The organism is Wolbachia endosymbiont (group E) of Neria commutata, from assembly GCF_964026735.1.
Taxonomy (GTDB): domain Bacteria; phylum Pseudomonadota; class Alphaproteobacteria; order Rickettsiales; family Anaplasmataceae; genus Wolbachia.
The window spans coordinates 90,758-117,383 of record NZ_OZ034692.1 but is presented as its reverse complement, the minus strand read 5'-3'; the positions used below and the strand labels follow the sequence as shown (position 1 = coordinate 117,383).

12 protein-coding genes and 7 pseudogenes are annotated in these 26,626 nt (G+C 34.5%); 10 read left to right on the top strand and 9 right to left on the bottom strand.

Translation table 11 applies throughout. The features are described 5' to 3' along the window. The 4 genes from leuS (at nt 1) to pheT (ending at nt 6,475) form a co-directional block, all read left to right on the top strand. Nucleotides 1–2,487 (top strand): leucine--tRNA ligase, encoded by a 2,487-nt coding sequence (gene leuS, locus AAGD89_RS00560; RefSeq protein WP_341808415.1) that lies wholly within the window; start codon nt 1–3, stop codon nt 2,485–2,487. 100 nt (nt 2,488–2,587) lie between these two features. Next, complete coding sequence (locus tag AAGD89_RS00555) at nt 2,588–3,400, top strand: hypothetical protein (RefSeq protein ID WP_341808414.1); 813 nt, start codon at nt 2,588–2,590, stop codon at nt 3,398–3,400. 127 nt (nt 3,401–3,527) lie between these two features. Then, nucleotides 3,528–3,824, top strand: a complete 297-nt coding sequence (locus AAGD89_RS00550) for a hypothetical protein (RefSeq protein ID WP_341808413.1) — start codon at nt 3,528–3,530, stop codon at nt 3,822–3,824. Nucleotides 3,825–3,937: 113 nt separating this feature from the next. Further along, a complete protein-coding gene (gene pheT, locus AAGD89_RS00540) occupies nt 3,938–6,475 on the top strand; it encodes a phenylalanine--tRNA ligase subunit beta (RefSeq protein WP_410541858.1) in 2,538 nt (845 codons plus the stop codon). A gap of 550 nt (nt 6,476–7,025) precedes the next feature. Here pheT and AAGD89_RS00535 read toward each other — a convergent pair. Both AAGD89_RS00535 and AAGD89_RS00530 read right to left on the bottom strand, forming a co-directional pair. Further along, nucleotides 7,026–7,505 (bottom strand): annotated as a pseudogene (locus AAGD89_RS00535) (transposase family protein). Nucleotides 7,506–7,626: 121 nt separating this feature from the next. Further along, nucleotides 7,627–9,336: an ABC transporter ATP-binding protein gene (locus AAGD89_RS00530; protein ID WP_341808412.1), complete on the bottom strand. Its 1,710-nt coding sequence runs from the start codon at nt 9,334–9,336 to the stop codon at nt 7,627–7,629. Between the two features lie 231 nt (nt 9,337–9,567). Between AAGD89_RS00530 and AAGD89_RS00525 the strand changes: the two are divergent. The 3 pseudogenes from AAGD89_RS00525 to AAGD89_RS00515 all read left to right on the top strand — a co-directional run. After that, nucleotides 9,568–9,924 (top strand): annotated as a pseudogene (locus tag AAGD89_RS00525) (DNA-processing protein DprA); the annotation flags it as partial. A 73-nt stretch (nt 9,925–9,997) separates the two neighbouring features. Further along, a pseudogene (locus AAGD89_RS00520) lies at nt 9,998–10,831 on the top strand (transposase). A gap of 72 nt (nt 10,832–10,903) precedes the next feature. After that, nucleotides 10,904–11,671, top strand: a pseudogene (locus AAGD89_RS00515) (DNA-processing protein DprA); the annotation flags it as partial. A 36-nt stretch (nt 11,672–11,707) separates the two neighbouring features. Here the strand turns inward: AAGD89_RS00515 and mutS are convergent. Then, nucleotides 11,708–14,119 (bottom strand): DNA mismatch repair protein MutS, encoded by a 2,412-nt coding sequence (mutS, locus tag AAGD89_RS00510; protein ID WP_341808411.1) that lies wholly within the window; start codon nt 14,117–14,119, stop codon nt 11,708–11,710. A gap of 303 nt (nt 14,120–14,422) precedes the next feature. Next, on the bottom strand, nt 14,423–15,535 hold the full coding sequence (locus AAGD89_RS00505; RefSeq protein ID WP_341808410.1) for an ankyrin repeat domain-containing protein: 1,113 nt from the start codon (nt 15,533–15,535) through the stop codon (nt 14,423–14,425). Between the two features lie 294 nt (nt 15,536–15,829). Between AAGD89_RS00505 and AAGD89_RS00500 the strand changes: the two are divergent. Then, nucleotides 15,830–15,940 (top strand): annotated as a pseudogene (locus AAGD89_RS00500) (IS481 family transposase); the annotation flags it as partial. Nucleotides 15,941–16,032: 92 nt separating this feature from the next. Beyond that, the gene (ubiG, locus tag AAGD89_RS00495; protein WP_341808409.1) at nt 16,033–17,208 is read left to right on the top strand and encodes a bifunctional 2-polyprenyl-6-hydroxyphenol methylase/3-demethylubiquinol 3-O-methyltransferase UbiG; all 1,176 of its coding nucleotides are present in this window, start codon (nt 16,033–16,035) and stop codon (nt 17,206–17,208) included. Between the two features lie 185 nt (nt 17,209–17,393). Here the strand turns inward: ubiG and AAGD89_RS00490 are convergent. From AAGD89_RS00490 to AAGD89_RS00475, 4 genes and pseudogenes are all read right to left on the bottom strand, one after another. Beyond that, nucleotides 17,394–18,117 (bottom strand): annotated as a pseudogene (locus AAGD89_RS00490) (transposase family protein). 277 nt (nt 18,118–18,394) lie between these two features. Further along, nucleotides 18,395–19,552: a SurA N-terminal domain-containing protein gene (locus tag AAGD89_RS00485; protein ID WP_341808408.1), complete on the bottom strand. Its 1,158-nt coding sequence runs from the start codon at nt 19,550–19,552 to the stop codon at nt 18,395–18,397. 97 nt (nt 19,553–19,649) lie between these two features. Further along, on the bottom strand, nt 19,650–23,195 hold the full coding sequence (locus tag AAGD89_RS00480; protein ID WP_341808407.1) for a hypothetical protein: 3,546 nt from the start codon (nt 23,193–23,195) through the stop codon (nt 19,650–19,652). Nucleotides 23,196–23,252: 57 nt separating this feature from the next. Then, nucleotides 23,253–24,371: pseudogene (locus AAGD89_RS00475) on the bottom strand (IS4 family transposase); the annotation flags it as partial. 356 nt (nt 24,372–24,727) lie between these two features. On the opposite strand from AAGD89_RS00475, the gene AAGD89_RS00470 reads away from it, so the two are divergent. Continuing rightward, complete coding sequence (locus tag AAGD89_RS00470) at nt 24,728–25,234, top strand: phage major tail tube protein (protein ID WP_341807904.1); 507 nt, start codon at nt 24,728–24,730, stop codon at nt 25,232–25,234. Nucleotides 25,235–25,343: 109 nt separating this feature from the next. On the opposite strand, the gene AAGD89_RS00465 is transcribed toward AAGD89_RS00470, so the two are convergent. Then, nucleotides 25,344–26,309 carry an IS110 family transposase gene (locus AAGD89_RS00465; RefSeq protein WP_341808406.1) on the bottom strand — a complete coding sequence of 322 codons (966 nt, stop codon included), beginning with the start codon at nt 26,307–26,309 and terminating at the stop codon, nt 25,344–25,346. Between the last annotated feature and the right edge of the window lie 317 nt (nt 26,310–26,626).

Genomic DNA, 26,626 nt, shown 5'->3' with positions numbered 1-26,626 from the left:
ATGAAATATGATTTTAAAAACGTTGAAAAGTTTTATCAAGATAAGTGGGACTTTTCTGTAAGCAAGAATAGTAACCAGGAAAAGTGCTACGTACTGGAAATGTTTCCATATCCATCTGGTAAAATTCATATGGGGCACTTGCGTAATTATGCAATAGGGGATGTGATAGCACGCTATAAGAGAGCCAGTGGATTTGACGTTTTGCACCCTATTGGCTGGGATGCATTTGGATTACCAGCTGAAAATGCAGCAAGGGACAATAATGTGAACCCTAAAGATTGGACGGAAGAAAATATAGATAATATGCGTAAGCAGTTAAAATCTATCGGTCTTTCTTACAACTGGGATCGTGAGCTCTCCACATGCACACCTGAATATTATAAACATGAACAAAAATTCTTTTTGGACTTTTTAAAGCGCGGGCTTGCTTATCGAAAGGAGTCATTGGTTAATTGGGATCCAGTAGATGAAACAGTGCTTGCAAATGAGCAAGTGGTGGACGGAAAAGGGTGGCGATCAGGCGCAATTGTTGAAAAGCGTAAGTTATCTCAGTGGTTTTTAAAAATTACTGACTTTACTGAAGATCTACTCAAGTGCTTGCAAAGTTTAAAAAATTGGCCGGAAAAAGTAAAGACGATGCAAGAGCGCTGGATAGGAAAATCTGAGGGAGCAACTATAGAATTTGATGTGGCCCAATTAAACAAAAAATTGAAAGTCTTTACGACCTATCCCCATACTCTATTTGGCGCTTCTTTTTGTGCAGTAGCAGCAGATCACCCTATTGTGCAGGATATCAAACCTGATTTCATCCCAGTGCGTGACACTGGGATACATGATGAAAAAATTGGAATTTATACTGGTATAAATGTCAAACATCCATTTCTTGATAAAGAATTACCGCTCTATATAGCAAATTTTGTGCTGATGGAATATGGAGAAGGCGCAATTTTTGGCTGCCCTGCACACGATCAACGTGATTTTGAATTTGCGCAAAAGTACAATTTACCAATTATTCCTGTGGTTTCTTCAGATAACTTAGGTGTCATTCAAGCGGCGGACGCTGGAGTCCAGGAACCCTATACTGGTGACGGAACAATGTTCAACTCTGAATTCTTAAATGGACTCACAGTTGATGAAGCAAAGGAAGTGATAATAAAAAAACTCGAAGAAAAAGGAATTGGAAAAAAAACAATCAATTATCGTCTTCACGACTGGGGAGTGTCAAGGCAGCGCTACTGGGGATGTCCTATACCTATCATATATTGCAAAGACTGCGGAACTATTCCAGTGCCAGAAAAAGACCTTCCTGTGGTGCTACCAACAGATGTGGAATTCACAAGTGGTGGCAACCCACTTGATAAGCATCTTACTTGGAAATTTGTTGATTGTCCAAAATGTGGAAAGCCAGCGGAGCGCGAAACAGATACATTTGATACCTTTTTTGAATCTTCTTGGTATTTTGCTGCATTTTGTAGTGAAAATAAATCTATCGATAAAAATGCGTGCAATCGTTTTATGCCTGTTGATTATTATATAGGTGGAATCGAGCATGCGATTTTACATTTACTCTACTCACGATTTTTCTGCAGAGCCTTAAGCAAATGTGGCTATTTTGACATAAAGGAACCTTTCTCCACTTTAATTACTCAGGGAATGGTCTGCCATGCAACTTACAAAGACGAAAATAACAAATGGTTATTTCCAGAAGAAGCCAAAGAATTGATAGCACAAGGTGCTAAGATTCAGGTAGGGAAAATTGAGAAGATGAGCAAATCGAAGAAGAACACAGTCGACCCAAATTTTATCATAGAAAAATATGGTGCAGATACGGCGCGTTTGTTTGTGTTATCTGACACTCCACCAGAAAAAGATATGGAATGGTCTGATGATGGTGTGGAAGGTTGTTCTCGCTATATAAATAAATTATGGCGCATGGTGATGCAACTTAAGTCTATAAAACTGCCTGTCATCCCAGTACTTGACACTGGAATGACACAAAACTATACAGGCAAACTTTTAGAGTACAGAAAAAAAATACATAAGCTTCTACATGGACTCACAGGCGATTTGGAAAGCTGCAGACTAAACTGCGCAGTAGCAAAATTCCGCGAAATGACCAACTTAATAGCTGAAATAGATGTAAAAACTGGAAAATCTATCATTGCTGATGGTATATGCATACTGATCAGAGTAATCGAGCCATTTATACCGCATTTGGCTGAAAATCTATGGCAAGAAATAGGAGGTGAAGGTATGCTATCTCTAGAGCCTTGGCCAAAAGCTGACGAATCATTGCTGATTGACAATACTGTGACCGTAGCGGTACAAGTCAATGGAAAATTGCGTAACACAATCGAGGTAGCAATTAATTTACCTCAAGAAGAATTGAAAAAAATAGCAATAGATTCTGTACCCAAGCATATTGATCAAGATAAAATTCGTGCTGTGTATACTGTGCCAAATAAAATAGTTAATATTGTTATATAAAAAAATTTATTAGTAAATTTTCATATAATTTAACTTAATAATTATACTATTTCTAATATAAAACATGTATATTTATATATATTTTTATATGAAGAATTATATGAAAACAAAGAAATTATTTACTTTAGCTGCATTACTTACTTCATCTTTAGCAAGTGCTGTTGATTTAGCTGATTTAGAAAATAAATACTATGTAGGTTTGAATTTTGGTGGTGAATATTCTGGTGGCTTGAATCTTCGCCCCAACCTTCTTATTGGTTATCATTATAAAAAAAGCTCTAAGCTAGAACTTGAGATTAATAGTAGTATTCATTCATTAAAAAACATAGGAATTGGCTTGCTGGCAAACTATCCTTATTATCCCGATATTGATCTTGGTCCTGCTACTCTATATGTCAGTGGAGGTTTAGGCAGCTATATCCAAATAATCGGAGAGGCAAGCTCAGGCGGTGACGCCGATAAATCTTCAGTATTGAGTATAAGTGACGAAGACAAATCAATCGAAACAGCGTCAGAAAGTCCTTGCTCGCCCGAAGAGCGTAGGAAAGAAATTATACAACTTATAGCAAAAATGCATTATGACGTAAACAAACAAGAATTTACTGACGACCTATCTAAAATTGGTTCCGGTATAAAGAATGAATGTGAGAAGCTCAAAGCACTTAATAAAACGATTAAAGAGGTCACCGAAGCCACTCAATCATCTCCAGTGATGTATACAAATCAAGTAACGACCAACCAGCCTTCAGCAAACAAGATACTGGGTCATATTGCCTATAAACTAAAGATCGGTGTTGATTATAAATTCACTCCACGGATAATAGGCGCAGTTGGTCTTAACTTGAGTGGATCATTGAATAGCCTCTCACAAGTAGGCACAGGCATAGAAGTTGGTATACGTTATAATTTTTAATGCTATATAGTAAGATTTAAGCTTTATAGTTAATTACTCAATCTTCATGTTTACGAAAAATTCTTGACTTAACATGCTGTCTTTACTATAATTTAATTAGTTTTTTAATTTAACGTGAAGTCCAATTATGAGTGAAATAGACTTTATTAATGTTGATCAGCCTTCAAGTTTTGATAATGCAATATTTAACCTTGGTAATGGGTGTCTCAGGGTTACAGAGGACTCTTTTAATCCAAATACTTGTGATTATAAAGCAACAGGTGAAATACTAGATGAAAATCATCATATGATAGGAAATTTAGTTATTAACGGACAGGTTGAAACTTTGCATCTTGATGATCACAAACTTAGTGTCAAATATGGTGTAGAAATGAGTTTAGAAGGCGATATAAACAACATATTCTCTCTTACAGAAAAAATATAAAATTATAAAAGCTTCTATATTATTGCTTATGATGTAGAAGCTGCTTTTATAATAAGCTTTAAAATTATCAAATTTTACACTAAAATAATTTCTTTAGTATCTTTTAAAAATTCATGAAATTTACACTATCTTGGTTGTTAGAGCATCTAGAAACCAATGCAAGCTTAGAAGAAATTACAGATAGATTAACTCATATAGGCTTAGAAGTAGAAAATATTATTGATAACACTAAGTTAGCTGGGTTTGTTGTTGTGGAGGTATTAGAGGTTATAGCGCATCCAAATGCTGATAAATTAAAATTATGTAAAGTAAATGACGGAAGTAAAATTTTGCAAATAGTCTGTGGGGCAAATAATGTCAGAAACGGCATTAAAACAGTGCTTGCATCTCTCGGTAGCACATTACCGGAAAGCGATTTCACAATTAAACCGACAAAAATACGTGGTATATTAAGTGAAGGAATGCTCTGTTCCGCCTCTGAACTTGCATTAGCTCAAGAGGAAAGCGAGGGAATAATGGAGCTTTCCGATAACTATAAAGTAGGAAACAAATTTTTCAATTGTGATCCTGTGATTGATGTAAACGTTACACCCAATCGTGGAGATTGTTTGAGTGTTTATGGAATTGCCCTCGACCTTGCTGCAACTGGAATTGGAGCATTAAAGACTTTAAGCATTTCACAACTTACCAACTCTATAAATTCACCTATCAATGTTGATGTTAGATCTCTTGCAAAACCTGTTTGTGATGGGAAATCTTTAGGAGAAGTGCAGATGAGCACCGCAGAATACTCGAATGTATTCGAGGAGCGCAATCAAGCTTCAACGACAAAATTGCCATCAGAAGCATTGTTATGCAAAAGATCTACTGATGGAGAGAGCTTTATCAGTGGCATATACATTGCAAGTGTAAAAAATAAAGAGAGTCCAAAATGGCTAAAAGATAAATTGGAATCAATAGGAATGCGTTCTATTTCTAGAGTGGTTGATATCACTAATTACATTATGATATCTTTTGGTCGCCCCATGCATGCATACGATGCAGATAAAATAGAGGGAAAGCTTATAGTGCGCAAAGCAAAGAATGGAGAAAAATTCATCGCTTTAAATGGTAAGGAATATTTACTGAACGCTGATACAAGCGTTATCGCAGATAATAAAAATATACATGCAGTTGCTGGTATTATAGGTGGAAAGTGCAGTGAGTGTACCCTTGAAACCACTAACGTTTTCTTAGAGTCTGCATGGTTTGATCCTATCTCTATTGCTAAATCCTCAAGGCAGCTCGGCATTTCCACAGAATCCAGTTACAGATTTGCACGTTCAGTTGATCCTGAATTCATTATAGATGGGCTAAATCTTGCAACTAAAATTATTTTAGACTTATGTGGTGGGGAAGCTTCAGACTATGTCATCCAAGTAGCTGACTACTCGGATCCAGGAAAAAAAGATGTAGATTCCAGCGTCAAGCGCTGGGATGACACCAAGAGGTCTATTAATTTTAATTACCTGGATGTGAATAAGTTCGGTAGTATGTCAGCGTCACCTGATGAGGTATTCAATATTCTAACTAAATTAGGATTTAGTATTGATAAAAAAACTGAGAATAACTGGAGCGTACAAGTTCCAAGTTGGAGACCAGATGTCACAATACCCGTCGATTTGGTTGAAGAAGTAGCAAGAATATATGGCTATGATAAAATAAAGGAAGAACCACTAATAGATAACGTTAAGGTAGAAACCAATTCGCATGACGATTTGTGTGTTTTGATGACAAGCAGAGGGTTTCATGAAGTATTAACCTGGTCGTTTATGAGCGAATCAGTAGCTGAAAAGTTTGGATACTCAAATAAGTTGTTCACTATTCAGAACCCTTTTAACAACAACTTTAATATAATGAGACCAAGCATTATGCCAAACTTATTACAAGTTGCTGCTGATAATATTGCTCATGGCACGTCTGATCTGGCAATCTTTGAAATCGGACCGACTTACGATGATGAAGATATTATAAATCAGCCTAAATATGTTCTCAGTGGGATTAGGTCGGGAAATAATCTGCCACGGAACCATTATAATACTGATAGAAAAGTAGACGTTTTTGATGCAAAAGCTGATTTTATGGCAATTTTGGAGTTTTTTAATATCAATTATGATAATTTAACAATAGAAAGAACAGAGAAAGAATATTATCACCCAGGAAAGTCGGGAACTTTCTCTTTTAAGAATAAAGTAATAGGTTACTTTGGAGAACTGCATCCGAGTATATTAGATTTTTTCGGTATAAAACAAAAAATTATAGGCTTCGAGATCATATTAGAAAATATTAAAAACTTTCCTACCAATAAAAAAAAGTTTATTGATTATAAGTACCAAAGTGTAAAACGTGACTTTGCATTTATTGTAAATAAGAATGTAGAAATAGGCAGCATAATTAATATTGTACAAAAAAGCTCAGAGCTTATCACAGAAGTGTTAGTGTTTGATGTATATCATGGAAATAATATAGAACCTGATAAAATTTCTATAGCATTATCAGTTACTTTCTGCTCTCCAGCTCATACATTAACTGAAGAAGAGATTCAAAAAGAATCAAGTGCTATAGTTAATTTAGTGTGTGAAAGGACCGGAGGAATTTTGAGAGAAAGCTAAATCCTAACTTTTTATCACGTCTAAATCTGTATACGTATTATGTAAACATATTAAATTACAAATGTTCTGTAACCGTTCACGATTTTTTATTAAGATGTACAGTCTCAGAGTATAATTGCATACGATCAAAAACGTATCCATTCAGGGGTATGGCTTAAGAAACAATAGCCAAGAGGTTTTGAAAAGCTTTTAGATATACAGTCCCGGAGGGCTTTGTTGCATAGCTACTTGCATTAATGTTTATATAAAAAATATTCAGGTAGCCATTTCAAATTTAGGCATACCAATATCAGTAAATTTATTCATTAAATGGCACTTAATTAACAGCTCTTTTTCACGATTCATTTCAGACTTATTTTTCAAGCTAAATCCGAATGTTTTTTTGAACCTAAAGAAAAAGCCTTCAATATGTGATCTTAAGCCATATTTCATCATCATCTTCCATTCTTTTATACCATCTTCATAGTTTTCATAAGATTAGACCCCCTGCGAAACAACGTGAAGCAAGTTGCTGATAAATCTGGTAAGAAATTCCCCAGCTCAAAAATTATTAAAAACCATGCCGCAAATTCACAATACCCGCAATAATATTCAATCTCATGTTATATTTCTTCTGAAAATTTCTGTAAACATTTGACATAATCTTAAAAACTTTGATCTTGCAGATCTTATTTTCCACCCATATACTGAATGACGCCAACTTTCGATTATGCTCCTTTTGCCCCTCCGTTAGTGGTTTTTTACGGTATTTTTTGTATGGAATCACAACGTTTTTCTGCAATTTTTGCCAACCTTGATAGCCAGAATCGGCATATTTTATACTATCTACTGGTGGTCGTTTTCTTTTTTCCGGAATAACTTTTCTTTTGCTTTTTGCTATCTTTCGGACGCTGTATCCGTGACGTTTTTTCATTTTTTCCCACTCTGGCCTGACTTTTTCCACGATTTTTTCAAATCCCTCTACTTTTAGCCCTGTTATATCGCGGAAATTTCTTGGATGTTTCTTTAGATTATGGTGATTTAATCCCATTTTGCATCATTTTTGTTTATACTATTCTTCTTTATGCCATACTTTCATCCTCTTTTCTCTTGTTTTGCAGCAGGTCTATTGGTTTTGAATAGTATTTTACATTTTTTACCTTAATGTCGTGCTATTTGTGAAGTTTGGTATTAGCTAGTTTTGCATACAGTCCGTCTTTATTTATTAGAGAAGCATGAGTTCCTATTTCTTCTACTTTTCCATGATTGATCACTATAATTTTGTCAGTTTTGAGTGCTGTAGATAGCCTATGCGTAATTATAATTGTTGTTCTATTTTCCATTAATTTGCCCAATGCTTTTTGAACTAGGTTCTCGCTTTCATAATCAAGAGCAGAAGTTGCCTCATCTAATATTAAGACCTGAGGATTTTTTAGTATTGCTCTTGCTATGATAATGCGTTGTTTTTGTCCCTCAGAAAGTTTTAATCCTCTTTTGCCTACAAATGTACCAAATTTATCAGGTAATTTATCAATAAATTCCATAGCGTATGCGCTTTCAGCTGCCTGCTTTACCTCTTCATATTCAGCATCAGGCTTGCCGTATAATATGTTTTCCATTATTGAGCATGAAAATATTGTGTGATCTTGTGGTACCAGACCAAACAATGATCTCAGGTCACTTAATTCAATTGACTTAATATTATGTTCATCGATGGTAACGCTGCCTTCACTTGGGTCATGGAACCGAAATAGAAGTTTTAAAATAGTGCTTTTACCGCTACCAGATGGTCCAACAATTGATACTGATTGACCCGCACCTATAGAAAATGATACGTTGCTTAACGCAGGTTTGTTAGGCTGAGATCCATAAAAAAATGTTACGTTGTTAAATGAAATCTCTTTTTGAATATTACAAATTTTTATAGGGTTACTTGAATCTGTTATAGAGCTTTTCATGTTTTTAAATTCAAATAAACGCTCTACTATTCCAAGCCCTCGCTGTAAGTCACTGATATTATCACTCAAATTATTTATAGCTCCTGCAGCAAGTGCCGAGTAAAATACAAATGAAGATAGCTCTCCAATAGTTATATTATTACTTAGGACTTCTCTAACTCCAAAAAAGAGCAAAACAACTAATGAGCCTACCACGCACGTAATAATAAGAGTGACTAGGATAGCACGCAAGAGCACCAATTTTATGTATGATTTTGATACTGAATTTAAATATTCCTTAAAGCGGATTTTTTCATTTTCTTCCAGTACAAACGATTTTATAGTTACTATAGACCTAAAATTCTCCTCACTAAATGATGCAAGCTCACTTAATTTATCCTGAGAAAAACGAGCATAGCTACGCACTTTTTTCCCAAGTGAGGTCATAATAATTAATAAAATAGGTATTATTGAAATTGCATATGCTGTTAGCTCTATATTGGTATATAATAACATTACAACGCTACCGATTAATATTACAAAATTTCGTAATATTGTTAGTAAGCTGCTATTTATGATTGATTGCAATACAGATGTATCAGTAATTAATGCTGAAATAACATCTTGTACACCAGTGTCCTCAAAGAAACTTGGTTGTAAGTCAGTAATGCTGCTGTACAAATCATATCTAATCCTAGATATAACTTTCTCGCTACCAATTCCAATAAAATATAAACGAGTAAATGCAGTAAATGAAATGGCCAAAACTATAAGTAATAACTCGCTAGTAAAATGGCTCTGTGTGCCAGAATCAATTATGTTGCTTAAACCTCTGCCAAAAAGAAGAATTGTTAGAGCAGAAAATAAAACTGCAATAAAAGCTATGATGAAATAAGATAGATTCGGTTTGATGTAGTGAAATAACTGCCCAATACTAGATTGCATCATGTTCTTTATGCGTCTTACCAGTTAGTATATAGATTTTAATTTTAGGAGCTAGTTTCAAAAATTGAATTCTTCCATCAGTTAATGCCGTTACTTGGATATCTATAGGAGAGGAAGGTCCTGGTCCCTTGGTAAAATATTTATTAATATATATTATAATTTAGGTATTAATATATTGTTAAATACTCTTGAAGTAAACTTTTAATTGTATTGATTGATAAAAATTCTCCCATGAAGATAAATAAATTAAATAATGAAGAATTAGAAATATGGTTAAGCCTAGCAAGAACTGTAGGACCAATAAAATTTTTTAGTGTACTGAGAGCATATGGATCATTAGATGAAGCATCAAAATATCTAAATAGGTTAGCTAGTAATAAGAAGATATATAGCATTCAAAACGTACAAAAAGAAATCAATGATGCACAAAAAATTGGAGCTAAAATTATACCAGCATGTGATCCAGATTATCCTGATCTTTTGAGAAATGTTTTAGATTGCCCTCCTGTAATAACTGCACTTGGCGATATATCATTATTAAATCGTGAAATAATTGCAATAATCGGTGGACGTAATTCTTCAATAGACCCCCTGCGAAAAGGTAAAAAACAGATGAAAAACATTAAAAAGCATGTAAAATGAAAGTTTTAGAAGAGGGAAGATGGCAATAAGTTACGTAAAAATAGCAAGAACACCATATATTTTTAGACAATTGACAGGGCTCACAACATCTGAATTTGAAAAAATTGTGGCAAAAGTGCGTCCAGAGTGGGAAAAAATGGAGGCGAAAAAGAAATGTCACGGAAGAAAATCGCATGTTGAGGAGCTAGAAGACAGGATTTTATGTGTTCTAATTTATTACAGAACGTACATAACGCATCCATTTTTAGGGTTTTTGTTTAATTTGCACAACTCAAATATTTGCCGACTTTTTAAGAAAATGTAGCCATTATTGGCCAAAAAAATTACTATAAAAAAGGATAGAACGCTGACGCCAGAAAGGATTTTAAAAATTTTAGCAGACGTCACGGAGCAACCGATACAGCGGCCGAAAGACAGCAAAAAACGTAAGAAAAGTTATTCCGGAAAAAAGAAAGCAACCACAATAAAAACCGAAATTGTGATCGAGGGAAATGGGCAAATTCTGTCGATTTCGAAGTCGCATAGAGGTCGAATGCATGATTTTCGCATAAGGAAACAGGAAAAATTGTTGGCCAAAGATAGCATAAAATATGCCGATTCTGGGTATCAAGGTTGGCAAAAACTGCAGAAAAACGTTGTGATTCCGTACAAAAAACACCGTAAAAAGCCACTAACGGAGGAGCAAAAGGAGCATAATCGGAAGCTGGCATCGTTCAGGATGCGTGTGGAAAATAAGATTCGCGAGATAAAAATCTTCAAAATAATGTCAAATGTTTACCGCAATTTTCAGAAGAAATACAACATGAGATTTAATATTATAGCAGGAATTGTGAATTTGAGGCATAGTTTTTAATAATTTTTAGGCTGGGGATTTCTTACCAGATTTTATCAGCAACTTGCTTCACGTTGTTTCGCAGGGGGTCTATTGAATGGAAGAAATTTTGCTAATAAGTTGGCACTTGATTTAAGCGAAGCTAGTTTTGTTACAGTCTCTGGGCTGGCAAAAGGAATTGACACTGCAGCAAATAGTGTAATATATAAAAACCACCCCACGATTGCTGTTGTGGCAAGCGGAATTGATATAGTATATCGAAAAGAAAATTTTGATTTATATAAAAAGATCACTGAGAACGGTGGATTGGTAATAACTGAGCTTCCATTTGCCACTCAACCAAAGCCTCAATATTTCCCTCAAAGGAATCGAATTATATCTGGCTTGTCGCTCGGTGTTGCAGTAGTGGAAGCATCGAAACACTCTGGTTCTTTAATAACAGCAAACTTTGCTTTGAACCAAGGAAGAGAGGTTTTTGCAGTTTCTGGTTTTCCTTTAGACTCGCGCTGTAGTGGTAGCAATTATTTAATCAAAAACGGTGCTAAGCTTATTGAATCTGCTGATGATATAATAGAGAGCATTAGATTCAGTTTACCTCTTCAGCAAAAAAGCCTATTTAATATTGATAACTATTCTGATTCAGATTTTGATCGTGAAAGTGTCAAACAAGAAAAATTACAACAAGCAAAATCAGTTTTAGCAGGTCATATTAACTCTGTACCCATTGACGTAGATGAGCTGATTTTAGAAAGTGGACTGCCTACCAATATAGCCTTAATGGCTCTTTTAGAGTTAGAACTGGAAAACAGAATAGAGGGCTCACCAGGAAACAAAATATCACTAATTTTTGGCACCGACTGATATTATGCAAGAAACTAGGCAAAAATTTCCTTAATCTTAAACCTTTAGTTCCTCAAATACTTCACTTGCCCTATTTAAAACAGAGTCAGGAAAGCCAGCAAGTTTTGCTACGTGTATTCCATATGACTCATCTGCAATGCCCTCGATTACTTCATGCAAAAAGATAACTTCCCCATTCCACTCTTTTATTTTTACGCAAAAGCATTTCACGTTTTCCAAGTATTCGCTTACTTTAGTTAATTCGTGGTAATGAGTTGCAAAAATTGCTCTGCACTTACTTACATTATGAATATGTTCAATTACCGCTTGAGCAATGGACAAACCATCATATACTCCTGTGCCTCTACCAATTTCGTCAAGTATAACTAAAGAGCGATCTGTTGCATGATTGACTATTGTGGCTGTTTCAATCATCTCTACCATGAAAGTGGAATGGCCCGCTGCTATGTTATCAGTTGCACCGACTCTACTGAATACCTTATCAATTACTCCAATATGTGCGCTTTCTGCAGGTACAAATGACCCCATGTGAGCTAGAATTGCAATTAAAGCGTTTTGCCTTAAAAAAGTGCTTTTTCCAGCCATATTAGGACCAGTGATTAAATGTATACCACTCAAATTGATGCTATTTGCAATAAATTTGTTATTAGCCTCAACTACTGGATGTCTTCCGCTACAGATATTGAACTCTTTGCTATCATCAATAGAGGGCTTTACGTAGTTATTTTGCACTGCAAGTTCTGCAAACGCAGTTCTGATGTCAAGTTTTGCTAAAGCATTGGCAGCAATAGCAATTTTTTCAGATTTCTCAGCAATTTTACTGCATAATTCACCAAAAATTCTTATTTCTAAGCTGATTGCAGCGTCACGCGCTGTAAGAATTTTATTTTCGAGCTCTTTTAATTCGGCAGTGGTATAACGGAAACTATTTGCTAAGCTTTGCCTGTGAATGAATATATCAGAAGTCACTTTGTGATTTGCTGAAACTTCAACGTAGTAACCTAGTATATTATTGTGCAATATTTTAAGCGCTGCAATGCCGGTCAGATCGCGATAAGACTCGCGGAATTTATTTATCAGCTTATTACTGTTATTTAATATATAAGATAACTCAGATAATTCCGAATCATATTTTGGATTTATGAATCCTCCTTCTTTTATATTACATACATTATTGTCAAACACAGCGTTACTTAGAAGCTCAAATAGATTTTTATGGTCACCTAGGTTCTTCTGTATGAGGCTCAATTCACCTTCATTTAATTTTAACTGAGATAGGAATTCAAATAACTCTAAAATTTTTCCAAGGCCTATTTTCAATAAATTTATATCTTTTGGTGAACCACGTTCTAGCATTAGACGTGATAGCGATCTTTCAATATCTGGAATATTGGACAATATTTCCCGTATTTTCCTTCGTGATTCATAGTTATTTACAAAAAATTCAACTGTGCTGAGCCTTAGGTTGATTGCCCTCTGGCAAACAAGCGGTGATGCAAGCATTTGCTTGAGCAGGCGTCCACCGGGTGCCGTTACTGTATGATCAATAACTGAGATTAGTGAACCTTTCTTTTCACCAGATTGAGTTGAAAACAACTCAAGATTTCTCCTTGCAGAAGCATCAATTAGCATAAAATTTTGTTGCTTATATGTTTTTGGAAGCTCAAGCCTTGGAACTGAGCCCCTCTGCGTAGCCCTAACATATTCAAGTAGTGCACCGCATGCCATGATTTCCACCTTACTGAAATTTCCTATTACTCCAAGCTCTCTGATTTTATAAAACTCGCATAAAGTTCTATGAGACTTGCTATACTCAAAAAAGCTCTGTGCATGCTGCGTTACTGATATTTTATAATTTTTTAAAATTGATCTAATTTTTTCATTCTCGGTGAGCTTTTCGGAAATCAATAATTCTCTTGGTGAAATACGTAATAAATCACTATCCAGAGTATTTAAATTTGTTACAGTGTGGAAAAACTTTCCCGTTGATAACTCAAGCCATCCAATAGCATATTCATCATCCTTTTCAACTATGGACGCCAAATAATTATTGCTTTTATCCTCTAATAATGACTCTTCAATAATTGTGCCTGGTGTTACAATTCGCACTACATCGCGCTTTACTATTGATTTATAGCCCCTCTTTTTTGCCTCATCTGCTGTTTCGAGTTGATCACAAACTGCAACTTTAAACCCTAAATCTATTAGCTTATGCAAGTAAGATTCACTACTATGCGCAGGAACTCCACACATTGGTATCTCTTGCCCATTTGAATTACCTCGCTTGGTTAACACTATGTTTAACAGCTTTGCAGCTTGAATAGCATCTTCAAAAAATAATTCATAAAAATCCCCCATCCTATAAAACAGCAGGTGATCCTTATATTGAGCTTTTAGACTTAAATATTGCTCCATTGCAGGAGTATTTCTTTCTTTTATAAAATTCATAATATTTTCAATATATGCTATATTAGCGATAAATTAATTGTTGCAGTATCATTATAGAGTATATTATATGTATATATGTGAGTAGAACTAAATTTATTAATTGATGAAGATGTCATCGTGCCACAAGAACAACAAACAAACGTTAGCTTTTCTGGAATGCTAGGTAGAGCATTACTTTTGCCATTACGGACAGCAGCGTATGTATTCAATCCATGCAATTGGTGTAATTCATCAGACTAGATAAAAAAAGATGCGGAGATTGCTTTAAAAGAAATGAGGGACGGTCGTCCAAGAATTGTTTTGCTACAGGATGACGCACCTATCATGTTTTTCCACTCCTGTATCACTAACACAGCTGCTTACAGGATCACCTTTACCGTTGATTGAGTGACTTTTTTTCTCAGTCTGCTCAGTAAGAAATCTTACAATTGGTTCACGATCAGGTTGTGAACCAATCGGAAGAAAAAGTATTCCACATGCAGCCCTTTTAAGTGGCGTTGTTCCATATTTGTTTGTTTCATCAATATTAGCACCATATTTTAAAAATAATCTGGCAACTCCTTCACTACGATGAAAAGCAGCATTATGAAGTGGAGTATTACCGTTTTCATCTTTAGCATGAACATCAGCACCATTTTTTAAAAGAAGCTCTGCAACGTCACACCTTTTTTGTGAAAGACTGTCAAGGCCATAATTAACAACTATATGAAGTGGTGTTTCTCCTCTTTTATTTCTAGAATTAACATCAGCCTTCGCGTCCAAAAGGAGTTTTATAGCTTTTATTTGACTAGACCCAACAGCTTGATAAAGTGGTGTACCATTATTTAGATCTTCAATTTCAGTATTGGCACCATAATCCAAAAGCATCTTGACAATATTTAGGTAATTATCCATATGACTATTAGTAATGGCTTTATGGAGTGATGTCTCTCTATGACCGGAATAATCACTAGTTACAGCATCAACATTAGCGCCTTTATCTAACAACAGCTCTACAACTGCATCATATCCACGATTAGATGCTTTATGAAGTGGCGTGTTGCCAAAATGATCTTTGCTTTCAATATTTGCACCATGTTTTAAAAGTAATTCAGCAACTTCTTTGCTACCATAACCAGCAGCTTCATGAAGCGGTGTGTTTTGAAACACATCATCACTTATGGCATTAACATCAGCACCTTCTTCTATCAAAAATCTAGCAACTTCCTCACAATTCCACATAGCAGCAACATGAAGCAAAGTTATGTTGTTTGTAGAGGTGCTATATTTAGATGTTACTGATCTCAATATATCATTACTAATTTCAGCATGAATAATATTAGGATCTGTTTTTAAAATAGGTCTGAGTTGTTCAACTTTTTCTGTAAGTTGATCGTTTATAATAATCTCTATAAGTTCTTTAATATTTTTTGTCATGGTATGCCTCATAATTTAACCAACCCATTAATATTATATATACTAATAAGTTAATTTGCAATGAATGTTAATATCGCGCATAAGTTTAAGAGATTGTAAAAGTATAATTTGATGATATCGCGCAAAACTTTAGGTCTTGTTTTGCTAAAGAATGATGCACCTATCAGGCTTTTTTATTCTTAAATGTACAGTCCCAGAGTGTGATGGCATGATATATGAGAAGTTACCATTAAAGGAGGAGTTGTGGTTACATGGGTGCGCCAGAACGACAGAGGCAGTATGTTGAGCAATACAAAGCGGCTTAAGGGTCTTACCAGATATGAATTTATATGCAACCAGTACACACAATTCCCTGAGTTATTTATACTTAATCCATGCCATCATACTCCGGGACTGTATATCTAAGAGAAGGTTATAAACAACTTGACAGAAAATTTAAAATAAATTACCCATGTAATGTCATAAATATCCTTAAATCATAGCATTTGATTCCTTATATGTTAGGTGTAGTATCAATCTCTTCAGATCATGCTGGTTTTGAATTAAAATCAGCAATTAAATCTTATTTGGAAGTGTTAGATTATGTGGTTCTGGACCATGGTTGCCATTCTAAAAAAAAGTATGTCGATTATCCAGACTATGTTACTAACGTTACAAAAGATGTTGTAAACAAAAAAGCAGACTACGGAATATTAATCTGTGGCACAGGTTCTGGTATGGGCATTGCAGCGAATCGCTTTGAAGAAATTAGAGCGGTTTTATGTTATAATGTTGAAATTGCAAAATTGGCACGCGAGCACAATGATGCAAACGTACTCTGCCTTGGTGCAAGATTTACTGATAATGAACTGGCAAAAGAAATAGTAAAACAATTTCTAGAGACAAAATTTTCAAAAGAAAGCAGACATAAAGAACGCATTAATAAACTCAATAACATAAGTTATCCAGACAAGAAAAAAGGAATGAAAACTTATAATGAAGATGAAATATCAAAATTTGCCAAAATAGCGAGTGAGTGGTGGAATGAAAATGGCAAATTTAAGCCATTACACATGATCAACCCTGTCAGAGTGTCTTATATAATTGGAAAAATCAAAGAGCTAAAAGAATGCGATTTAAAAGAAATATCAATACTTGATGTCGGATGTGGCGGAGGCATTTTGTCAGAATCAATGGCACGCGTTGGTATAAATGTCACTGGTGTGGATGTATGTGAAGAAAATATCAAAGTAGCAGAATTACATGCAAAAAAAGTAGGATTAAATATAGAATACATACACACCAGCATTGAAGAGCTGAATAATAATAAAAGATATGACATTATTTTGCTAATGGAGGTAGTCGAGCATGTGGATAATTTAGAATTTTTCATGAAAAGATCAATAGAATTACTAAAACCAGGGGGGCTGATATTTCTATCCACAATAAACAGGACCATGAAATCCTTCCTTCTTGCAATTGTTGGTGCAGAATACATATTAAACTGGTTGCCGAAGGGCACGCACAACTGGAACAAATTCATGAAGCCATCGGAAATTGCAAATCATTTAAAAGAAAATAATGTGTCATTATATAATATGGCCGGAATGGAGTACAGCGTAATAAAAAATGAATGGAAGCTAACCAAAGGTGTAAACGCTAACTACATACTTTGCGGAAAGCTTAGTAATTAACCGGCTATTTAAGAAAATAGACCTTGTATCTTGAAAAAAACATCTAATGTTTTAAGCTTAAGCATTAGATGGAGAAGGGAGGCACTCTGAAATAGGCCTTAGATATAAAATCTGTAGCCCCCTGCGAAACAACGTGAAGCAAGTTGCTGATAAAATCTGGTAAGAAATCCCCAGCCCAAAAATTATTAAAAACTATGCCGCAAGTTCACAATACCCGCAATAATATTAAATCTCATGTTATATTTTTTCTGAAAATTGCGGTAAATATTTGACATAATCTTAAAAATTTTGATCTCGCGAATCTTATTTTCCACACGCATCCTGAACGATGCCAGCTTTCGATTATGCTCCTTTTGCTCCTCCGTTAGTGGCTTTTTACGGTATTTTTTGTACGGAATCACAACGTTTTTCTGCAACTTTTACCAACCTTGATACCCAGAATCGGGATATTTTATACTATCTACTGGTGGTTGTTTTCTTTTTTCCTGAGTAACTTTTCTTTCGCTTTTTGCTGTCTTTCGGCCGCTGTATCGGTTGCTCCGTGACGTCTGCTAAAATTTTTAAAATCCTCTCTGGAGTCAGCGTTCTATCCTTTTTTATAGTATTTTTTTTGGCCAATAATGGCTCCATTCTCTTCAAAAGTCGGCAAATATTTGCATTATGCAAATTGAACAAATAGCCTAAAAACCTATGCGTCATGTAGCTGCGATAGTACAAGATTACGCATAATATTTTATCTTCCAAGGCCGGTAAATTGGACATTCTTCCATGACATTTCTTTTTTTTCTCAAGTTTTTCCCACTCTGGACGGACTTTTTCCACGATTTTTTCAAATTCCTCTACTTTTAGCCCTGTTATATCGCGGAAATTTCTTGGATGTTTCTTTAGATTATGGTAATTTAACCACATTTCGCCTCATTTTTGTTTATACTATTCTCCTTTATGCCATACTTTCATCCTCTTTTCTCTTGTTTTGCAGCAGGTCTCTTCTTATGAATCATTCTGATTATTGGGAGAGGGGTTATAAAATCGCGTTTAAATTTAATAAATTGTGGAAATATGTTTTTTAGTGGATTAAAATAGTACCCTACTTGGGAATTACGTGTTGATTGTATTGCAAAAATCTTGGATCAGATATGGAAGCAAAATTATTCATAACTACAGAAGTATTATATATGTTCTAGCTTCAACTGTACCAATAACCAACAGCTGCATTTTTGCGCATATTATCCAGTAGCAGGTTGCTTTGAATCATAATCTTTTGTTGATACATCTGCTGTTTAATTGCTTCTATATTCACTGCATTACTCTTGAGATCGCACACCATCATTAACCTTGAGGTGCCATTATCCCTCAATTCTACTATTTCATTCACACTTGCTTTACTAAATAAAATCTGTAAATCTGGATTTAAATCTCGCATTTTTATTTCGAATTCTTTTACGCTTGGTAGTTTTAAATCACTTGCCAGTGCACCAAAATTTGAACAATTAGCTTTTTGCTCTTTCAGAGTATTTAATAGACTCTCTGAACCTTCAACAATAATCTGTTTGAATTTTACAGTGTTTGTGAGTAGTGTATGATCAAGTTGTACTTTATCGATTATCCTTATAATAGAGTAACCTTCGCCGAAATTTTCTGGACCGGAAATATCCCCTACTTTCAATCTTTCTAAAATGCTTTTGAGTTTTCCTTTTAATTGATTTAAATTAACTGTTGTTTTACGCACCTTTATTGAAGGCTCTGGAATAAAGTTGTTATTATTGCGCAATTTTTTTACTAAATCTTCAGCCACACCATAAATGTCCTTGTCCTTCTGACCTGGAATTATAAACTCTTGAAACGTGATAAGATGATCTGACCTTTCTGTTTGTCCTTTGACATCATCCAATTCCTTAGCACTTATATTGATAAACGGCACGATTCTTGCTTCAATAATTTTACTCCACAATAGTTGGCATTTTATTTGTTTTTTTAAAATACCAAGATCTATATTATGCTTTTTTATGTATTGATCAATTTCATCTGCCCTAAGTTTAAAACTTTGGGTCAAGAATAACAGAATAGCATTATTTAACTCTTCTTTACTTAACTTTATATTCAATCTCTGAGCTTCGCTGACGATCATGATTTCATCTATTAGCTGCCTCAAGATTTGAGACTTTACTTCACTTTGGTCAATATCCTGAGCACCAAACAATGAATTTATTAAGTTAATGCGTTTTTCGATATCTAAATTTGAAATTGGCTCGCCATCCACATCTGCAACAATTTTAATCTCAGCTGCAAATGAAGTGATTGGTAATGCCCATATTATTAACAGTAAAATCAGTATTCTAAACATAAGACTATTCAGCTAACAATCAATTCTATAGTAAATACTGAATCAATGCTAGCCAACTTTTTAAATATCCTTACTTAATAGCAAATCATATAAACAGTTACGACTTAACTGCAGCAACATTAGGCGATGAACTTGTACTTCTCGCTGCACGCTCAATCAAAATTTTACTGCTTATAGGACCAAAGCCTGAAGGACCGCTGGAACGATTATCACAGTTCTCCTTATCACTACCACATCCGCTATCAATACTTGAAGACTTGGACAGTGGTTGCTTTTTTTGTGAAGCATATTTAACAACTTCACGCGCGGCTTCCGCGAGCACATCAAATGCGTATTTATGATCCTTGGAGATCTTGTTCATTTTTTGTGCATCGGTAGAATTAAACATCTTTTTTGAATTGGTGGGATTAAGTGGATAAACACTCTTACTATCAAGAGCGCCATCATAGCTATCACTACTTGGAGGTCTAGATAGTTGTGTGGACAAAATAATATTCTCTACATCTTGCGTTAACTTGTAATTCTCTGGATTAGTTTTAATCAGATGTTTAATTCCAGCTGCATCAGCAGTGTTATCCTCAATGAATCTTTCTACACACTCTTTTAAACTTTCTACTTCTTTTGTTAAATCTTCATTTTGCTTCGTTAAATTTTCATTTTCCCGCGCTTGACCTACGATAGTGTCTTCTAACCTTTCAACCTTTTCTTTTAATTTCTCAATCTTATGTTCTAGACTTGCTCTCATATGTACTGCTCTATTCAGCATACCTTCTTTCATATCATTTTCCATTCTTTGTAAATTTAAATCCTCTTTTAGCTTCTTATTTTCAGCTTCCAACTCTTCATAAACTTTTCCTGCTTCCTCAAATTTTTTCTTCTTACTCTGCAGCTCCTTAGCTCTAAGCTCTAACTCATTTTGTAATTCTTTCAATTTCCATTCTTGTTCTTCTATACCTTTAGCAGAAGATTTAAGCTGTTCTTTATAATTCTGTTCCAATTCTAACATCTGAGATCTAAAGCCTCGTTTAGCTTTGTTACTTTCACCCATTAGATATTCTGCATATTCCTCTGCTTTAGTTAAATCTTCTGTCAATTTTTTTACCATACTGTTTAATGCTACATTCTGTTGACTAAGCACTCCAAGCTTTTTCTCTACATTTTCTTTTTCTTCACGCGCACCTTCAACTTCTTTCTCCTTCTCCTTCAGTATTGTGTTGAGCTTCGCTAACTCCTCACACATCTTATTATTTTGTATTTGTAAGCTGCTATTCTCCTCCTCAAACTTTTCAATTATCTCCCTATCTTTTGCTCGTAAATCGCCATTCTCTTGTTCTAATTTTTTAATCTTTTGCTTAGTTTCTATAAGATCACCTTTTAAATCGCTATTTTCTATTTGTAAGTTACCATTTTGCTTTTCCAAACTTTCAATTACCTGATTTGCCGACTTATCTCTTACTTGTAAATCGCTGTTTTGTTGCTCTAATCTTTCAATTATTTGTCTAGCTTCTGCAATCTCACATCTTAAATCACTATCACGCCTGCTTAATTCTACAACTTTTTGTTGAGCATCTGCAATCCTCTGATTCATGAACCCTTTTTCTCTCTCAAATTCTTGCTCGATTTTTTTAATCTCACCCTGTAGGCCACATTTCTGTCCATTCAATTTTTCTACGTGATTTTTTAACTGTTCATTTACGTGCTTAATTCTTTCATCCAGCTCAATAGTTTTTAAAAATTTCTGACTTAATTCCTCTTTTTCTACTTTGGTTGTTTTCAGCTCTTCCAGTAGTAACTGTTTCTCTTGCATTAGCTCATGGTGCTTTTGATTCATCACTTGCAAATCTGCTTCCACTGCCTTCAATTCAACGTTTTCTTTTTTCAACTTTGATACTTCCTGTTTTGAATTAGCCAATTCATCCATTTGCGGCAAACCAATTTCTGTCTGAATTGCGATTTGCTGTGTACTAATTTCCGTCTGAGTTTCAGCTGTAGCTTGTTGTGTGCTAACTTTTGTTTGGTTTGTCTGAGTTCCAATTGTAATTTTTTGCAATTCATCTTTTATTTGCTGTGAACCAACTTCTGTCTGAATTGCGATTTGCTGTGTATTAATTTTCGTCTGAGTTTCAGCTGCAGCTTGTTGTGAGTGAAATTCTGTCTGAGTTCCAGCAACAGTTTTTTGTGGTTGAACTTCTATCTGAGTTCCAATTTCTATTTTACTCGTTTTAGTAACTTCACTAGCTGGTGTGTTACAAACTACCACACCAGCATTACTCAGAGAATCCAGATTTGTATCTATACCTTTGTCGTTAGGATTTTGCTTTACTTCGATTGCTTTGTCTTCTTGCAAATTGTTACCAGCAACAACAGGCACAGCGCTAGGCACTGTTACAGTGTCCTTCTTCTTACCTTTTTCTGTTACTCTAAAACTCTCTCCACATTGTGAACTTAGCCATTTTTTTACACCATCATAAAATGAGAGGCCTTGAATATGTAGTCCATAATTTTGTTGTACTAATTTTAAATCATCTTTCGATAGCAATCCAGGTTTTCTACCATTAAATTCCACTATTTCAGTTATACCATTACTACTTACATTCATGACCATGGTACAATTTACAGGCCAAGTACTTGTCATTTCATAACTTGCATCTTCTTTAAATTCATAATGTCTTCTCTCCTTTTCATCCCTATAAGCATGTACTTCATGCTTCTTTTTGTAATAAATGTTTAATTCGCTAGTATTTTCCTCTTTCTGTAAAAGATCACTAATTTTTGTTGGCTCATTTTTATCACGGCCAATAATATTAATGTTTAAAACTCTGTCAGTATCATTAATTTGTGTATAATAAGTTTGAAGCCCTACCTCCTCCCCCAAACACTTTCTTGCAGCTTTTACACTCTCATTTGCTAATTCTATGTACTTATTTAGATTTTCCTTAAAACTCTTACTGAAAGATTTACCTTCTTCATCTAATGCTTTGTCTATATACTCTTCTTTAAAATTTTTATCACCCATCAACTCTCTTAATAGATCATCAAAATCCCACGCATTGTTGTAATCATTTCTTATGGCGTTGAAGTCACTTTTTTCTTTTAACTTTTTTAAGAATGATATTTTTTCTTTTAGCTTATCTTTATTCAAATTTCCCACTATCTTGTCTAACTGAGGATATAGTCTTTCATAGCTAGTAGCACGTGGTATATTATAATGTTTTCTTGCAAGATTATTTGATTTTTTACGATCATCTAAAGATTGTGCTATATTGTGAGATCTTTTTGCAAGATTATTTAGTTCTTTATGCAGCTTATCATTTTCTGCAATTGAGCGGCAAAATCTTACAATAGCCAAATCCTTAACAGATGGATTTGCTTTCTCTGCCTCATCCAGCTTGCTTTTGAGTAATACAAACTTGTCCTTAAGAGAGGCAAGGTAAGATAACGCGCCACGATCAACATGTTTCCTAAATTCGTTTTTATCTTTGTAAGAATGTAACTTTAACAAATACTCAATTACATCAGAAACATTAGCTGCAGTTTCTGTAGCAAATTTAACATCAAAGCCTTCCTCTTTTGGCTTGTTGCTTGTTTTTTTCGCTTCTGCCGCTCTTTTTGGCCTTAAAATCTCACCAATACTACGTAACATACTAACCATAGAACCACTGCCATTAAGTTAAGGAAGGAATGGCTAAAAATTGAACAAAAAAGCTAAGTTTTTAATTGCATTAAATGAAACAGATTTATTAATGCTTTTTTCAAGCTTACTATCAGCTAGGTCTGCATTCAATGCCTCTTCTACATCTTCTGTCATAATACTTTCTAGGTTGCTAATAAAAATGGTTGACCAAAAATCCTGCTTAATAGTTTCAACACTTTTACCTGTAAAATTCTCTAAGCCTAACCTTCCTTTGAGTTTAGAAAAAAATGTTTCTATTCCCCAACGTAAGTAGTATAACTCTTCAAATTCCTCAACCTTAAATTGCTGCTCATCTAATAATGATGTAATTAGCACTTCAATTTCACCAGAGGAAAGTATGATTTTAACTAGCCTAAATTCCATTTCATCAGGTAATCCTAGCTTTCTTAGCTGCCTTGCCACTTTAATAGGTGCAGTAGCTACTGCTATTGTACTAGAGGGACTGCCCGGCTTAAACATATCGTTTACTTCACTAAAAGATGAACTTGGACAACGAATTACATAATTAATTTTCCTTTCCGTAAGCTCGGCAATAAATCGATAAGATACATACCCTCTATCACAGATTAGTAAGTCATCTGAACTGAGGCTTTCAAGCATATCGGTTGCTAAATCAACTTCATAACTGTCACCTCTACTTAACACCGATTTTATTGCAATATTATTTAGCACATCATAACAAGCTTCAAAGGTTGCACTTGTATAATCTTCAAACCTCTGAACTCCATTCCATACTGCTCTTGAGCCAAACTCCTCTATTACCTCATCACTTTTTGGTAGAATTAATATAGAAGCATCAAATGCAAGTACCCTGAAACCATGGTGAGTTTTAAACTCCTGATCCTGGTAATATAGGGAAACTACATCATCATTAAGTTCTGAAAATGCAGTATACTTTAGCTTCTGTCTTACTTGGGTAAAAGCACTTGCAGTAACTGTATAATCTCTCATCGTGTACAGAATAAATTCATTGAGCATCACTTGTAATGATTTCACACTTTTTCTGAAAATCAAAATGAATACATCAATAAAAGGCAATTTTCTTTTTCGTAGAAAGTCTTTTGGTGATACTTTGTGATCATTTATAAAGTTTAAACTTATCAATTTATTTTTTATGAATTCGATTATTGTTTTTTTTACTCATATTATTTTTCCTTTAAGTTTAGGAATTTTACTTGATTTATTAATATAGTCCATCCTTTTCTCTTAACTTAATGGCAGTGAACTTGGCACTCCCCCTTCAAAATTAACATTATTGCTTGATATATTAGGTATTGCCTTTTAACTTACAAACTGCCTGCAATTTAAGTCTTATAGGAAAGCTACCGGTTTAACGTTTAAATAATTTTATGAAAAAAGCAATAGATCTTACAAAATGGTGTGCTCCACAAAAAGAGTTTATAGTAGCAGTTGTGTTAAAAGTCAATAGAAAAATGAAAAATACTGAAAATAATTTTCACTTATTTTAAAGGTATAAAAAGATGTTGCCAAAAATCTTAAAGAATTTTAACGTATTCGTTGATGGTCGTGGTTATGCTGGTCGTATCGATGAGATCACTCTGCCAAAACTTACCATTAAAACAGAGGAGTATAGAGCTGGTGGAATGGATATTCCTATAAGCATTGACATGGGCATGGAAAAGCTTGAAGCTGAGTTTACTTTTTCTGAATATGATACAGAGCTATTTAGACTCTTCGGTTTAATAGATGGAAACTCAGTATCTTTAACGCTTCGTGGAGGAATGCAAGGAAGTGGTAATAATGATATTGAAGCAGTGGTGATAAATCTTAGGGGAATATTCAGAGAATTTGATTTTGGTAGCTGGAAACCTGCTGAAAAAACCACTCTTAAATGCACTGTGGCTGCTCACTATTATAAACTCACTATCAGTGGTAATGAGCTTATCGAGATTGATGCCGAGAATATGATTCGGAGGATTAACGGTGTTGATCAGATGGCCTTACTGCAGACAGTTTTAGGTATTTAAGTTGTAATTCTTAGCTCAAATTCTTTTAATTAGTGTGGATGTGTATAAGTGCTTTAAGTCTGTGTAAGCGCACTTATCCACAACCACACTAATTTGCTAATATTTAGATCTAAGCAGACTTAGGGATGTATTCCTCGGTAAAAACCCTTCCATCTCTTACTAAAGAGTTAGCAAGTATAAGAAATTTTCTCATTGCAGCAGTAGAAGCAACCTTATATGGCTTTTTATATTGATCATACAATCTATCAAAGAAAATTTTTATATAAGAATTCCATTCCCTAGCGCTAAGAATGCACATATGTAAAACTTTCCTAACTTGTGATCTACCACCCTGAATACACCTTTTTCCTTTACTAAAACCACTGTCTCGATTAAAGGGTGCTGTCCCGGAAAGGCTAGATATTTCTTTATGTCTGATAGTCCCTAGTTCTGGTAGATAACAAATCATAGTGATAGCTAAGATTGTACCTGCACCTGGCATACTAGTTATTGATATGTATTTTTTTTTAAGCTCTTGACTTTGATCAACCAATTCTATCATCTCATCTTCTAAGGATTGGATTTGATTTTGCAAAACAACGAGTAGCTCTTCCATTTGTTTGATTATGGATATATCAGTTACCTGATGAGCTTGGGTTTTTTGTATTTTTGCTATTTCTACTAGTTGATTTCTGCGAGATAACTTTTGCTTCAAACAATCAATATTATTGTTACTAACTTTTAAAGGAGTAACACGCATATCTGTATTACTAACGTAACGTGAGATGATGCTACAGTCTATTTTATCAGTTTTAGTAGCAATACCAAGGCTTTTTGCATAGTCTCTCACCCATCTTGGTTGAATGACATATACTTCGAAACTATGGCTTAGTAAAGTATAAGCACATAATTTTTCGTATCCACCAGTTGCTTCAAGTCCAACTTTGGTTACGTTATGTAAACGCAAAAAGTCAAGTATTTGATCAATAGCTTGTATGTTATTTTCAAATACTTTATGATGTCCAAGTGGATGAATGTGGATGTCTAATTTGTTTTTGCTAACATCGATGCCAGCAATGATATTTGATGAATTCATAATTCCTCCATAGAATAATATGTAATACTGCATTTTCCACCCTTATATACGAGCCTCAACGCTCAATCAGTTGTTCGGAACTTTCAGTATAATAAATCAGAGAAGAGAACCTTGCTTCGGTACGGTCCTTATTGACCAAGAATATCGACGGTTCCTCTTCTCTATGTGTCTTTAAATATCACCATTTCGTAATATTTATAAAGACTTGTTTTTAACATATAAGAATACCGAGCTGGTGGTATGGATATTCCAATAAGCATTAGATCCCCTGCGAAACAACGTGAAGCAAGTTGCTGATAAAATCTGGTAAGAAATCC

What these genes read in the sequence shown, in the direction of transcription:
- leuS (WP_341808415.1), top strand. Translation starts at nt 1, where the DNA reads ATGAAATATGATTTTAAAAACGTTGAAAAGTTTTATCAAGATAAGTGG.
- AAGD89_RS00555 (WP_341808414.1), top strand. Translation starts at nt 2,588, where the DNA reads ATGAAAACAAAGAAATTATTTACTTTAGCTGCATTACTTACTTCATCT.
- AAGD89_RS00550 (WP_341808413.1), top strand. Translation starts at nt 3,528, where the DNA reads ATGAGTGAAATAGACTTTATTAATGTTGATCAGCCTTCAAGTTTTGAT.
- pheT (WP_410541858.1), top strand. Translation starts at nt 3,938, where the DNA reads ATGAAATTTACACTATCTTGGTTGTTAGAGCATCTAGAAACCAATGCA.
- AAGD89_RS00530 (WP_341808412.1), bottom strand. Translation starts at nt 9,336, where the DNA reads ATGCAATCTAGTATTGGGCAGTTATTTCACTACATCAAACCGAATCTA.
- mutS (WP_341808411.1), bottom strand. Translation starts at nt 14,119, where the DNA reads ATGAATTTTATAAAAGAAAGAAATACTCCTGCAATGGAGCAATATTTA.
- AAGD89_RS00505 (WP_341808410.1), bottom strand. Translation starts at nt 15,535, where the DNA reads ATGACAAAAAATATTAAAGAACTTATAGAGATTATTATAAACGATCAA.
- ubiG (WP_341808409.1), top strand. Translation starts at nt 16,033, where the DNA reads ATGTTAGGTGTAGTATCAATCTCTTCAGATCATGCTGGTTTTGAATTA.
- AAGD89_RS00485 (WP_341808408.1), bottom strand. Translation starts at nt 19,552, where the DNA reads ATGTTTAGAATACTGATTTTACTGTTAATAATATGGGCATTACCAATC.
- AAGD89_RS00480 (WP_341808407.1), bottom strand. Translation starts at nt 23,195, where the DNA reads ATGTTACGTAGTATTGGTGAGATTTTAAGGCCAAAAAGAGCGGCAGAA.
- AAGD89_RS00470 (WP_341807904.1), top strand. Translation starts at nt 24,728, where the DNA reads ATGTTGCCAAAAATCTTAAAGAATTTTAACGTATTCGTTGATGGTCGT.
- AAGD89_RS00465 (WP_341808406.1), bottom strand. Translation starts at nt 26,309, where the DNA reads ATGAATTCATCAAATATCATTGCTGGCATCGATGTTAGCAAAAACAAA.